Here is a 13,235-nt window from a genome sequence, read left to right on the forward strand (position 1 = left end):
AGCTTCTAACATGTTTTAAAAATAAACATATTATATCCTGAAATTACTTCAGGATGACGATTTTAATAACTTTAAAAATAGCCTCTTAAAATACTTAAAAAGAATTTTTACTCGATAATCGAGATTTAATAATCTATGGCTTGCCAAAAAATCCAAGAAAAAATAAATATTTGTTGGCTTGCCAATAGTTTATTTACTTTCTCTTTAATACTTTTTCGGTAGCCTTGATAATAGCCTCTGCATTAAGACCGTATTTAGCCATTAATTGATCTGGTGTACCGCTTTCTCCAAAAGTATCTTGTGTTGCCACAAACTCTTGTGGTGCTGGATTATTTTCAGCTAATGTACGTGCAACACTTTCCCCAAGACCGCCAAGGAAGTTGTGTTCTTCAGCAGTAACCACACAACCGGTTTTTTTAACCGAATCGATTATAGCTTTTTCATCTAAAGGTTTAATGGTGTGAATGTTGATAACTTCAGCACTAATACCTTTTTCTGAAAGTTGTTGTGCAGCTTGTATTGCTTCCCAAACTAAATGGCCGGTAGCAATAATAGTAACATCTGTTCCTTCGTATAATTGAACTGCTTTTCCAATTTCAAACTTTTGGTCTTCTGCAGTGAAATTAGCTACTTTAGGTCTTCCAAAACGAAGATAAACCGGTCCATCATGTTCTGCTATGGCAATGGTAGCTGCTTTGGTTTGATTAAAATCGCAGGTATTTATTACCGTCATCCCCGGTAACATTTTCATAAGTCCTATGTCTTCCAGGATTTGGTGGGTAGCACCATCTTCTCCTAAAGTAACTCCAGAGTGAGAAGCACAAATCTTTACATTTTTCCCTGAATATGCAATAGATTGACGAATTTGATCGTAAACTCTACCGGTAGCAAAATTGGCAAATGTCCCGGCAAAAGGAATTTTACCACCTACGGTTAACCCGGCAGCCATTCCCATCATATTGGCTTCAGCGATTCCTGTCTGGAAAAAACGATCTGGATTTTCGTCAATAAAATCCTGCATTTTAAGCGATCCTATAAGATCGGCACAAAGTGCCACTACGTTTGGATTGGTTCTACCAAGTTCGGTAAGGCCTTCCCCAAAACCAGAACGGGTATCTTTCTTTCCTGTATCTATATATGTTTTCATTCTTTTATTCTTTGTCGTTTCCGTAGCCTGTGCTGAATTCATTTCAGTATAGGTGGAAATCTATATTATTGTATGTCCATTCCCCTAATTTTTATATGCCTCCCTTTTTGAGGGAAGCTAAATGGGGCTTTAATAGTCTCCTAAAGTTTCAGGGTTTTGGGCAAGACCTGTTTCTAATTGCTCGTCGTTGGGAGCTTTTCCGTGCCATGCGTGTGTATGCATCATAAAATCTACGCCGTTACCCATTACGGTTGTCATAAGAACACAAACAGGTTTTCCTTTTCCGGTGCGGGACTTGGCTTCATTTAAGCCATCAATTACCTGTTCCATGTTGTTACCATCTTCAATCTCCATAACATCCCAGCCAAAAGCTTCAAATTTAGCTTTCATGTTGCCCATTGGTAAAACGGTTTCTGTACTTCCGTCAATTTGCTGCCCGTTAAGGTCTACGGTAGCGATGAGGTTGTCTACATTATTTCCGGCGGCATACATTATAGCTTCCCAATTCTGTCCTTCCTGCAATTCACCATCACCTAAAAGGGCAAACACTAAATGATTATCTTTATTAAGCTTTTTAGCTTGAGCTGCCCCAAGGGCTACAGATAGTCCCTGGCCCAGTGAGCCCGAAGCCATGCGAATTCCCGGTAAACCTTCGTGTGTGGTAGGGTGACCCTGCAACCTTGAATCTATTAGACGAAAAGTATTAAGTTCGTCTACAGGGAAGTAACCACTGCGGGCTAAAACGCTATAGAATACCGGTGAAATATGGCCATTAGACAGGAAGAAAATATCCTCGTCTTTTCCATCCATATTAAATTCGGGATTGTGTTCCATAACTCCGCCCTGGTACAAAGCGGTGAAAAATTCTGTACAACCAAGCGAACCTCCGGGGTGCCCCGAGTTCACCTTGTGAACCTGCCTTAAGATATCCCGGCGAACCTGGGTGGCAAAATCTTCTAATTCTTTGATTTTTGACATTAAAGTAAAATTGTGTTGTTAAAATAATAGCCACAAAAATAGGTTTTTATAAGGCTTTGTCAAAGTGCTTGCCAGGCAGTTATCAAGAAAACTTATGAAGTAACTAACATTTTCCTGTTTTAAACTTTTTTATTGGCACCGCCAAAGGGTTTAATACTCCGAGGCTTGCCTCGAAATTAAAAATTTGTTTCCAACGAATGCCTCGTGGGCTTGCCCCTCGGTAGTTTACTTGTTATTTACTCTATAATCTAGAATTAAATGTTTTGTTCAGGGAAATAGAGATGCCTTGAAAACAAAAAAATATCTCGCGGGTTTGCCTAAAGGTAGTTTACTTGAGTATCTTTGCGCTCACTTAATAAGCACTATGAAATTTGATTTGCTGAGTACCGACGCCGGTAGTAAAGCCCGCGCCGGGACTATAACAACCGATCACGGTAAAATTGAAACCCCTATTTTTATGCCTGTTGGTACCGTTGCTTCGGTAAAAGGAGTTCATCAACGGGAGCTAAAAGAAGAGATTAATCCCGATATTATTTTAGGAAATACCTATCATCTTTATTTACGGCCTCAAACAGAAATTCTTAAAAAAGCCGGTGGCTTACATAAGTTTATGAATTGGGATCGTAATATCCTAACCGACAGTGGTGGGTACCAGGTTTATTCCCTTTCTGCCCGAAGAAAAATTAAGGAGGAAGGGGTGAGATTTAAGTCGCATATAGATGGTTCTTATCATACATTTACACCAGAAAATGTTATGGAGATTCAACGTGCTATTGGAGCAGACATCATTATGGCTTTTGACGAATGTACACCGTACCCGTGTGATTATAGATATGCAAAACGCTCTATGCATATGACTCATAGATGGTTGGATAGGTGCGTAAATCATTTAGAGAAGGTAGATCCTTTGTATGGGTTTAACCAAACTTTGTTTCCAATAGTACAGGGAAGTACTTATAAAGATTTAAGAAAACAATCTGCAGAATATATCGCTTCAGTTGGAGCAGAAGGGAATGCTATTGGTGGGCTTTCGGTTGGGGAACCAGCTGAAGAAATGTATGCCATGACCGAAGTGGTGACCGAAATTCTTCCCGAGGATAAACCGAGATATTTAATGGGTGTGGGAACTCCTATTAATATCCTGGAAAATATTGCTTTGGGAGTAGACATGTTTGATTGTGTGATGCCAACCCGAAATGCACGTAATGGTATGCTTTTTACGGCTCATGGAACGATTAATATTAAGAATAAAAAATGGGAAGATGATTTCTCTCCAATAGATGAAATGGGAATCACTTTTGTTGATAGAGAATATAGCAAAGCTTATGTAAGACATTTATTTAGTGTGAACGAGCTTCTTGGTAAGCAAATTGCCACTATTCACAATCTTGGATTTTATTTGTGGTTGGTACGTGAAGCCAGAAAACATATCTTAGCAGGAGATTTTACCACCTGGAAAAACATAATGGTGAAACAAATGGATAAAAGACTGTAAACTTTGAAAATATTAGATTGGTACATTTTAAAGCGCTATTTAGGAACTTTTTTCCTGATGCTTTTACTATTTATACCAATTGGTATTACGGTAAACCTTGCTGAAAAAATTGGTAAAATACTGGATAACGAAGTGCCTTTTATAGAAGTGGCGCTTTATTACGTAGATTTTACAATCTATTTTGCTAATTTATTATTCCCGCTGTTTCTATTTTTATCGGTTATTTGGTTTACTTCTAAGCTTGCGAATAATACCGAGATTATTGCTTTTTTAAGTAGTGGTGTTTCATTTTGGCGGTTTTTACGGCCTTATTTAATCGGTGCGAGTATTGTTTGTATTTTAGCCTTAATTCTTGGTATGTTTCTGGCTCCAAAGGCCAGTAAGGGCTTCAATGAGTTTAAGTATGAGTACTTAAAAAAGAACGTAGAAACACAGGAAACCAGGGACGTTTACCGGCAAATAAATGATAATGAGTTTATTTATGCGAGTCATTTTCAACCCCTGGGAAAATCTGCCCGTAATTTTACTTTAGAGCATTTTGAAGGAAATAGGTTGAAGTTTAAAATTAGCGCTTCGAGCTTAAGATTTAATGAGGAAGATACAACCTACTCGTTAACTAACGTAAATAAACGTATTATTGGTGTGGATGGCGATTCAATTTTTCACCAAAACAAGTTAGATACCATTCTTCCTTTCGAGTTTGATGAGTTAACCCCTGAAACCTATATCGCCGAGACCTTAAATTATACCGAGCTTAATGAATTTATAGAACAAGAGCGGCGTAGGGGCTCAGGAAATATTAATAGATATCTGGTGGTGGCTTATAAAAGATGGAGTATTCCGGTTTCAGCCTTTATTTTAACCATTATTGCAGTGGCCGTATCTTCTATGAAGCGTCGTGGAGGTATGGGGGTTAACCTGGCTGTAGGCATTACCCTGGCATTTATTTTTATTTTCTTCGACAAAGTTTTTGGGACTATGGCCGAACAATCAACCTTCTCTCCTTTAATTGCTGTATGGTTCCCAAATATTAGTTTTGGCCTTTTGGCTATTTTTCTACTATATAGGGCTAAAAGATAGCGTCAAAAATTTGTCGAAAATTAATGCTCTTTCTTCATAATTCTTCCTTTTAAAGTTTGTTATATTTGTAAGCTAATAAAAACAAACCATAACAACTTATGGAATATTTAGAATTTGAATTACCCATTAAAGAGTTGGAAGAACAATACAATAAAGCTTGTAATATAGGGCAAGAGAGCGATGTGGATGTTACGGCTACTTGTAGGCAAATTGAAAAGAAATTAAGGGATACCCGAAAGGAGATATATAAGAATTTAACGGCCTGGCAGCGGGTTCAACTTTCAAGACATCCCAATAGGCCTTATACTTTAGACTACATTAATGCTATTTGTGGTGATACGTTTTTGGAACTTCACGGAGACAGAAATGTAAAGGACGATAAGGCGATGATTGGTGGTCTTGGTAAAATAGAGGATCAGAGTTTTATGTTTATAGGCCAGCAAAAAGGCTATAATACTAAAACAAGGCAGTATAGAAATTTTGGAATGGCAAACCCCGAAGGTTATCGTAAAGCTTTGCGCTTAATGAAGTCTGCCGAAAAATTTGGACTTCCTGTAGTGACGTTTGTGGATACTCCGGGAGCTTATCCAGGTCTTGAAGCCGAAGAACGTGGCCAGGGAGAAGCCATTGCTAGAAATATTCTGGAAATGACAAGGCTGAAGGTTCCGGTAATTGTTGTTATTATTGGAGAAGGTGCTAGTGGAGGTGCTTTAGGTATTGGGGTTGGCGATAAAGTCATGATGCTTGAAAATACATGGTATTCGGTGATTTCTCCAGAATCTTGTTCTTCGATATTATGGCGAAGCTGGGAGTATAAAGAGCAGGCAGCAGATGCTTTAAAGCTTACTGCAAAGGATATGAAAAAACAGAAGCTAATAGATGAAATTGTAAAAGAGCCAATTGGAGGCGCGCATAGCAATAGAGAAGAGACTTTTGCTACCGTTAAAGATGCAATTCTTGAGGCTTATGAGGAATTTAAAAACTTATCACCAACAGATTTGGTTAATCAAAGAATGGATAAGTATTTGAATATGGGGGTTTTTAAAGGCTAATACCCCCACATATCATAACCCATTTAATTTCCGAAACCCTGGTTTCGGTTTTTTTTGCACTTATCAACACTAATATATAGTTTTCAACAGGTTAAATGTTGACTATCTGTTGATTAACTAGTTGTCGTAAAATTAAGATGCTCTTAACAAATTTTATATTTTCGTAATATGGATAAAATGACCGCCCCGCAGCAATTTTCAGCTAAAAAAAGTAATGTTATTAGTCTTGAGAAAGGTAAGCTTCCGCCTCAAGCTGTTGATTTAGAAGAAGTTGTGTTGGGTGCAATGATGATAGATAAAAAGGGTGTGGATGAGATAATTGATATTCTTAGCCCCGATGCTTTTTATAAAAATTCCCATAAATTAATTTTCGAAGCCATACATAAGCTCTTTGAAAATACTGAAGCGATTGACTTATTAACCGTTTCTAACCAGTTAAAGAAAGATGGTAATTTTGAAAAGACAGGAGGAGATTATTACCTTATTCAACTAACTCAAAAAGTATCTTCATCTGCGCATATTGAATTTCATGCGCGTATTATTCTTCAAAAGTATATTCAGCGAAGCCTTATTAAAATTTCAAATGAGATTATTGAAGAAGCATACGACGAATCTACCGATGTTTTTGATCTTTTGGATAGTGCTGAGGCTAAATTATATGAGGTAACCCAGGGGAATATTCAAAAATCTACAGAGACAGCACAAAGCCTCGTGATTCAGGCAAAAAATAGAATTGAAGAGATTTCTAATAAAGAAGGTTTAAGTGGTGTGCCTTCCGGCTTTGATAAATTAGATGAGCTAACTTCCGGCTGGCAGCCCAGTGACCTTATTATTGTGGCAGCACGTCCCGGTATGGGGAAAACCGCTTTAACCTTATCGATGGCGAGAAATATTGCGGTAGGGCAAAATATGGCCGTGGCATTTTTCTCTCTGGAGATGTCGGCAGTGCAGTTAATTACGCGATTAATTTCTTCAGAAACCGGTCTTTCTTCCGAGAAACTTAGAACCGGAAATCTAGAAAAACATGAGTGGGAGCAACTAAATGTAAAGGTTAGAGATCTTGAAAATGCCCCCTTATTTATAGATGACACACCTTCACTTTCAATTTTCGACCTTAGGGCAAAAGCGAGAAGACTGGCCTCGCAACACGGTATTAAACTTATTGTAATTGATTATTTACAGTTAATGACCGCGGGCGGAAGCCAAAAAGGAGGAGGTAACAGGGAGCAGGAAATTTCTACAATATCCCGTAACCTTAAAGCCCTGGCCAAAGAATTGAATATACCGGTAATTGCGCTTTCTCAGTTATCTCGTGCGGTTGAAACCAGGGGAGGTAGTAAAAGACCCTTACTGTCTGACCTTAGGGAATCTGGAGCTATTGAGCAGGATGCTGATATTGTTTCCTTTATTTACCGTCCAGAGTATTATAAAATTGAAGAATGGGATGACGAAGAACGCACACCTACCGATGGGCAGGGAGAATTTATTGTTGCCAAGCACAGAAATGGTGGACTGGAAAATATACGTCTTAAATTTATTGGTCATCTTGGTAAATTTGATAACTTAGAAGAGTTTGATTCACCTTTCGAGTATCATTCTAAAATGAATACCGGGGAGAATGAAGAGAATGAGTTTGGTTCTCCAAACCTGCCTAACCCGAGTGCGAATGAAGCCTTTGGCAGTTCTATGAATAGTGGGTTAAATAATGAAGATGATGACGAAGTGCCGTTTTAAAAAAAATAAAATTCAAATATTAAGTCTTGAAGACCAGAAAAAGGGAAAAACAAACCCTTTTCTGGTCTTTTTTATTTTTCTGGTTTTAAACTCTTTTTCTGCGACAGCATCACAGCTGTTAATTCCCATGGATGAAGATTCCCAGAAGAATCATTTAAAAGCTTACGGGATAACTTACTTTGCCCTGGAAGAAAAATTAGAAGTTAGATGGTTACTGAATTATAGAGGTGGATCTTTTTTAATTTCAGACACAGATTTATTGCGTAAAGAATGTAAAATTAGAGGGGTTTCTTTTGAGGTAATTAGTGATGCTAAAACCCAGTCTATCCTCGAAGAGATTAGTAGTCCGTCGCAAAACCAGGAAGTCGTATTATTGGAAAAAGCTCCAAAAATTGCAGTGTATTCACCACAGGGAAACAAACCCTGGGATGATGCGGTAACCATGGCGCTTACCTATGCTGAAATTCCCTATGAAACCATTTATGATGAAGCTGTGCTTAATGATGCACTGGTTTTATTTGATTGGCTGCATTTACATCACGAAGATTTTACCGGGCAATACGGAAAGTTTTATAGGACTTTTAGAACCACTCCCTGGTATATTCAGGAAAAAGAAGAAGCAGAGGCTCTGGCTAAAAAGTTGGGCTATAATAAAGTTTCAGAGGAGAAACTGGATGTAGCTCTAAAAATTAGGGATTATGTAGTTGGTGGTGGCTTTATGTTTGCCATGTGTAGTGCTACCGATAGTTTTGATATCGCACTGGCGGCAGAGGGAGTAGATATTGCTGAAACTATGTTTGACGGCGATCCCAGTGAACCGGGTTACCAATCTAAAATAGACTTTAGCAATACCTTTGCTTTTACAGATTTTACTTTAGAACGAAGCCCTATGGTTTACGAGTTTTCTTCTATAGATATGACGGCTAAAAGGAATATTCCGAAGGAATCTGATTATTTTACATTGAAGGATTTCTCCGCTAAATGGGATGTGGTACCAACTATGCTAACTCAAAATCATACGCGATTGGTTAAAGGATTTATGGGGCAAACAACCGCTTATAATCCTAAAAATATTAAACCAAATGTTTTGGTGATGGGAGAGAGTAAATTAAATGGTGAAGCTCGATATATTCATGGAATAAAAGGGAAAGGATTTTTTACTTTTTACGGAGGCCACGATCCTGAAGATTATCAGCATAGGGTAGGGGATCCAAAAACCGAACTTGATTTGCACCCCACTTCACCGGGCTACCGACTAATTTTAAATAATGTGCTTTTCCCGGCGGCGAAGAAAAAGCCTCAAAAAACTTAAGATGAACAGAAATAACCTGGTTAATTTGTAAGTATATTTAATTTGTTAGTGGTTATTTTTCTTGCCTTAGGTTTAAATGAAATACATTTTTAATCAAATTCAATATCTTCAGTCTTATTTATTTCGGCTGGAATATTGGCTTTTATTAGAATTCATCTAAAGAAAATAATATGCAGTAATTATGAAATTTTTTCAGAAGGAAATAAAATTAAAGGCCAGGTCTAGAGGTTTTCATTTGGTGACAAACGAGGTAGAAAGCCAATTACTGGAATTAAAAGAAATAAAATCGGGTATATTACATGTGTTTATAAAACATACTTCAGCAGGAATTACAATTAATGAAAATGCCGATCCTACGGTGCTGGAAGACTTTGAAAGTCATTTTAATAAGATGGTTCCGGAAAATATGCCGTATTATAAACATACAGTAGAGGGGCCAGACGATATGCCGGCGCACATTAAAGCATCTTTGTTGGGGAGTTCGCTTCAAATTCCGGTGACCAATGGAAGACTTAACCTGGGAACCTGGCAGGGAATTTATTTAGGAGAACATAGAGATTTTGGAGGTGCCAGAAAATTGGTTCTAAGCCTATATGGAGTTTAATTTATTTGCGGTATGGGTGGTAGTAGGGAATCGTGAAAAAACTTAAGGAGCCACGAATTCATCAATAAATCTTAAAAAAATCGTGTATTGCTGGCAAGATGAACTGTCATTCGTTTAGAGCAGAAATTAAATCAACTCTTAGTCAACTCATTCGTTATCGAAAAATGAGAACAAAAAAATCCGGCTCAAAAGAACCGGATTTTTAAATAAGAGAGTATAATTAATTTGTAATTACTTTTTTACTTTATCTACAATTGCTTTAAAAGCTTCTGGATGGTTCATTGCCAAATCGGCAAGTACCTTACGGTTTAAACCTATTCCACCGGCTTTGGCAGCTCCCATAAATTGAGAATAAGACATACCGTGTTCACGGGCTGCAGCGTTAATACGCATTATCCACAGCGAACGGAAATTACGCTTTTTTGCTTTGCGGTCTCTATAAGAGTAAAGCATTGCTTTCTCAACCGCATTTTTTGCTACTGTCCAAACGTTTTTACGACGTCCGAAGTAACCTTTTGCTTGCTTAAGAACCTTTTTTCTTCTGGCTCTTTTTGCAACTGAATTTACTGATCTTGGCATATTTTTATGTGTTTTGTAGCAGGCGGCCCATAATAGACACTTTTAACTTAACTTCAAACATCACACTGAGCGAAGTCGAAGTGTTGCCCAACTCCAGGGTTTTTAAATTAATTAAACCGTTAAGAGCTTCAACCTATTTTAAACGAAGTTGAAGTTTAACATTGTCCTTATCTGCATCGTGTACTAATGTACTATGAGTAAGGGCAAGCTTACGTTTTTTAGACTTCTTTGTTAAGATATGACTTTTAAACGCGTGCTTTCTTTTTATTTTCCCAGTACCTGTAAGCTTAAAACGCTTTTTAGCACTAGATTTGGTTTTCATCTTAGGCATGTTATCCTCTTTTTATATTATAACTCTCTTATTATTTTATTTTGCTTTCCTGGGAGATAAAAACATGGTCATACGTTTTCCCTCCAGTTTTGGCATCTGCTCTACTTTTCCAAGCTCTTCAAGATCCTGAGCTAACCTAAGTAGTAGTATTTCTCCTTTATCCTTAAAAACGATAGAGCGGCCTTTAAAAAATACAAAAGCTTTTAATTTGGCTCCGTCTTTTAAAAATTTCTCTGCGTTACGCTTTTTGAATTCGTAATCGTGATCATCGGTATTCGGACCAAAACGTATTTCTTTTACAACAACTTTACTCGCTTTAGCTTTCATAGCTTTTTCGCGCTTCTTTTGTTCGTAAAGAAACTTCTTATAGTCCATTGCTTTCACCACCGGGGGTTTAGCATCTGGAGATATTTCTACCAAATCCAGGCCTAATTCTTCTGCTATAGATAATGCCTTTCTTGTGGGATAAACACCCATTTCTACATTATCACCAACAAGACGAACTTCTTCTGCCCTGATTTTTTGGTTAATCCTGTGTTGATCTTCTTTGACTGCTCTAAGCGGTCTTTTCGATTTTTTTCTACGTATTGCTATGGCTGATCTATTTTTGGTTAAACTTTAAACGTCTTTAACGTTTCTTTAATTTCTTTATTTATTATTTCGGCAAAGTCTTCTACTGGCATGGTGCCAATATCGCCTTCCCCTCTTTTTCGTACAGAAACCGTACCATCCTCTGCTTCCTGTTCCCCTATAATTAACATATATGGGAATTTATTCATTTCGGCTTCCCTAATTTTCTTTCCTATAGTCTCGTTTCGATTATCTGCTAGGGCGCGAATTTCGTTATTTTCCAGCAAAGTTAAAACTTTTTGAGCGTATTTTTCATATTTCTCACTGATTGAGAGCACCATAGCTTGTTCTGGCATTAACCATAAAGGGAAATTTCCTCCGGTATGCTCCAGTAAAATAGCAATAAAACGTTCCATACTGCCAAAGGGGGCACGATGAATCATTACCGGACGATGTGTCTCATTGTCGCTTCCTTTATAAGAAAGTTCAAATCTTTCTGGCAGGTTGTAATCTACCTGAATGGTGCCAAGTTGCCAGCTTCTGCCAAGCGCATCTTTTACCATAAAGTCTAACTTAGGTCCATAAAACGCAGCTTCACCGGTTTCAACAACATAATTAAGACCTTTTTCCTTTGCAGCATTAATTATCGCAGATTCGGCTTTCTCCCAAACATCGTCAGAGCCTATATATTTTTCTTTATTTTCCGGGTCTCTTAAAGAAACCTGAGCAGTAAAGTTTTCAAAACCTAAAGAATCAAATACATATAAGGTAAGATCTATTACTTTTTTAAATTCTTCGTCCAACTGGTCTGGAGTACAGAAAATGTGGGCGTCATCTTGAGTGAAGCCTCTTACCCTGGTTAAGCCATGTAATTCGCCGCTTTGCTCGTAACGATAAACAGTGCCAAATTCGGCAAAACGTTTTGGAAGATCGCGATAACTCCATGATTGTGAATTATAAATTTCACAGTGGTGAGGGCAGTTCATAGGCTTTAATAAAAACTCTTCCCCTTCATTAGGAGTATGAATGGGCTGGAAGCTGTCTTCGCCATATTTTGCATAATGTCCTGAAGTTTCATAAAGTTCTTTTTGACCAATATGCGGACTTACCACCATTTCATAACCTGCTTTCTTTTGAGCATTTTTAAGGAAATTTTCCAGTCTTTCCCTTAAAGCTGCACCTTTAGGAAGCCATAATGGAAGTCCCTGTCCAACTTTTTGGGAAAAGGTGAATAGCTCCAATTCTTTCCCGAGCTTACGGTGATCTCTTTTCTTAGCTTCTTCAAGCAGTTCTAGATATTCCTTTAATTCTTTTTGCTTCGGAAATGAAATTCCGTAAACACGAGTTAACTGCGGATTGTTTTCGTTACCTCGCCAGTAGGCGCCGGCAACACTCATTAATTTTACCGCTTTTATAAAACCGGTATTTGGAATGTGGCCACCACGGCAAAGGTCGGTAAAGCTGTCATGATCACAGAAAGTGATATCGCCGTCTTCCAGGTTTTCTATAAGCTCTACTTTAAACTGGTTGTTTTGTTCTTTATAATAGGAGAGGGCGTCAGCTTTAGAAATTTCACGAAGTTTAAAGTCATGTTTTTCACGAGCAATTTGAAGCATTCTATCTTCAATCTTCTTAAAATCATTTTCAGAAATTTTGTGCTCTCCAAAATCTACATCATAATAGAAGCCATTTTCAATGGCCGGTCCAATAGTTAATTTAGAACCGGGGTACATTTCCTCTATAGCCTGGGCCATTACGTGGGAAGTAGAGTGCCAAAATGCTTTTTTACCTTCGTCATCTTTCCAGGTGAATAAGGTTAAACTGCCATCTGTAGTTAATGGTGTAGAAACTTCTACAGTTTTATTATTGAATTTTGCTGAAATTACGTTTCGTGCCAATCCAGCGCTTATGCTGTTAGCAACATCCATTGGAGTAGATCCTTTCTCAAATTCTTTTATACTGCCATCGGGCAAGCTTACCTTAATCATGTATATGTAGTTTTAATGAGCGCAAAGATAATAGGTTGATTTTGCCTGCGCAATATACTTATATATAAAGGAGAATAATTATTGCTGAAAAATAAAAATAAGCCTTTATAATTATCTCTGAAATATTAACTTTTCAATTCTAAAATTTTCTTTAAAATTTTTTATCTTACAAGTTCCTTTTTTAGAGGCTGTTATAATTTTGTTTTAAGTTTTCTTTAAAAAAATGTGAAGTTGAGCTTGTGGGAGTAAAAAACAGCAGTATATTTGCACCCGCTTTGCGCCACAAGAGGTTTGGGGTTCTAAGTTAAGAAGTTCATTACATACTGGGATTACGATGTTTTTAGGGCTAAGAAAGCTCAAAAAAA

The 13,235-nt window shown here is 37.6% G+C and carries 12 protein-coding genes; 6 read left to right on the forward strand and 6 right to left on the reverse strand.

Annotated elements, in window-relative coordinates; translation table 11 throughout:
• Positions 1 to 193: 193 nt before the first annotated feature.
• Positions 194 to 1,147, reverse strand: coding sequence for a transketolase family protein (locus GUB10_RS14825; protein ID WP_193712242.1), 954 nt, complete (start codon positions 1,145 to 1,147; stop codon positions 194 to 196).
• Between the two features lie 129 nt (positions 1,148 to 1,276).
• Complete coding sequence (locus tag GUB10_RS14830; protein WP_193712243.1) at positions 1,277 to 2,125, reverse strand: transketolase; 849 nt, start codon at positions 2,123 to 2,125, stop codon at positions 1,277 to 1,279.
• A 364-nt stretch (positions 2,126 to 2,489) separates the two neighbouring features.
• On the opposite strand from GUB10_RS14830, the gene tgt reads away from it, so the two are divergent.
• The 6 genes from tgt (at position 2,490) to GUB10_RS14860 (ending at position 9,402) form a co-directional block, all read left to right on the forward strand.
• Entirely contained in the window at positions 2,490 to 3,620 is a 1,131-nt protein-coding gene (tgt, locus tag GUB10_RS14835; RefSeq protein WP_193712244.1) for a tRNA guanosine(34) transglycosylase Tgt, read from the forward strand.
• 3 nt (positions 3,621 to 3,623) lie between these two features.
• Positions 3,624 to 4,700, forward strand: a complete 1,077-nt coding sequence (locus GUB10_RS14840; RefSeq protein ID WP_193712245.1) for an LptF/LptG family permease — start codon at positions 3,624 to 3,626, stop codon at positions 4,698 to 4,700.
• 98 nt (positions 4,701 to 4,798) lie between these two features.
• A complete protein-coding gene (locus tag GUB10_RS14845) occupies positions 4,799 to 5,752 on the forward strand; it encodes an acetyl-CoA carboxylase carboxyltransferase subunit alpha (RefSeq protein WP_193712246.1) in 954 nt (317 codons plus the stop codon).
• A gap of 168 nt (positions 5,753 to 5,920) precedes the next feature.
• Positions 5,921 to 7,486, forward strand: coding sequence for a replicative DNA helicase (dnaB, locus tag GUB10_RS14850; RefSeq protein ID WP_193712247.1), 1,566 nt, complete (start codon positions 5,921 to 5,923; stop codon positions 7,484 to 7,486).
• A gap of 127 nt (positions 7,487 to 7,613) precedes the next feature.
• Positions 7,614 to 8,798: an asparagine synthetase B gene (locus tag GUB10_RS14855; protein WP_289024625.1), complete on the forward strand. Its 1,185-nt coding sequence runs from the start codon at positions 7,614 to 7,616 to the stop codon at positions 8,796 to 8,798.
• A 181-nt stretch (positions 8,799 to 8,979) separates the two neighbouring features.
• The gene (locus GUB10_RS14860) at positions 8,980 to 9,402 is read left to right on the forward strand and encodes a secondary thiamine-phosphate synthase enzyme YjbQ (protein ID WP_193712248.1); all 423 of its coding nucleotides are present in this window, start codon (positions 8,980 to 8,982) and stop codon (positions 9,400 to 9,402) included.
• Positions 9,403 to 9,633: 231 nt separating this feature from the next.
• On the opposite strand, the gene rplT is transcribed toward GUB10_RS14860, so the two are convergent.
• From rplT to thrS, 4 genes are all read right to left on the reverse strand, one after another.
• Positions 9,634 to 9,981: a 50S ribosomal protein L20 gene (gene rplT / locus GUB10_RS14865; RefSeq protein ID WP_193712249.1), complete on the reverse strand. Its 348-nt coding sequence runs from the start codon at positions 9,979 to 9,981 to the stop codon at positions 9,634 to 9,636.
• Between the two features lie 133 nt (positions 9,982 to 10,114).
• Complete coding sequence (rpmI, locus tag GUB10_RS14870) at positions 10,115 to 10,312, reverse strand: 50S ribosomal protein L35 (protein WP_011708523.1); 198 nt, start codon at positions 10,310 to 10,312, stop codon at positions 10,115 to 10,117.
• 36 nt (positions 10,313 to 10,348) lie between these two features.
• The gene (gene infC, locus GUB10_RS14875; RefSeq protein ID WP_289024626.1) at positions 10,349 to 10,900 is read right to left on the reverse strand and encodes a translation initiation factor IF-3; all 552 of its coding nucleotides are present in this window, start codon (positions 10,898 to 10,900) and stop codon (positions 10,349 to 10,351) included.
• Between the two features lie 23 nt (positions 10,901 to 10,923).
• Positions 10,924 to 12,870 (reverse strand): threonine--tRNA ligase, encoded by a 1,947-nt coding sequence (gene thrS, locus GUB10_RS14880; protein ID WP_193712250.1) that lies wholly within the window; start codon positions 12,868 to 12,870, stop codon positions 10,924 to 10,926.
• Positions 12,871 to 13,235 lie beyond the last annotated feature (365 nt).

The sequence above is a fragment of the Salegentibacter sp. BLCTC genome, assembly GCF_015143665.1.
GTDB classification, from domain to species: Bacteria; Bacteroidota; Bacteroidia; order Flavobacteriales; family Flavobacteriaceae; genus Salegentibacter; species Salegentibacter maritimus.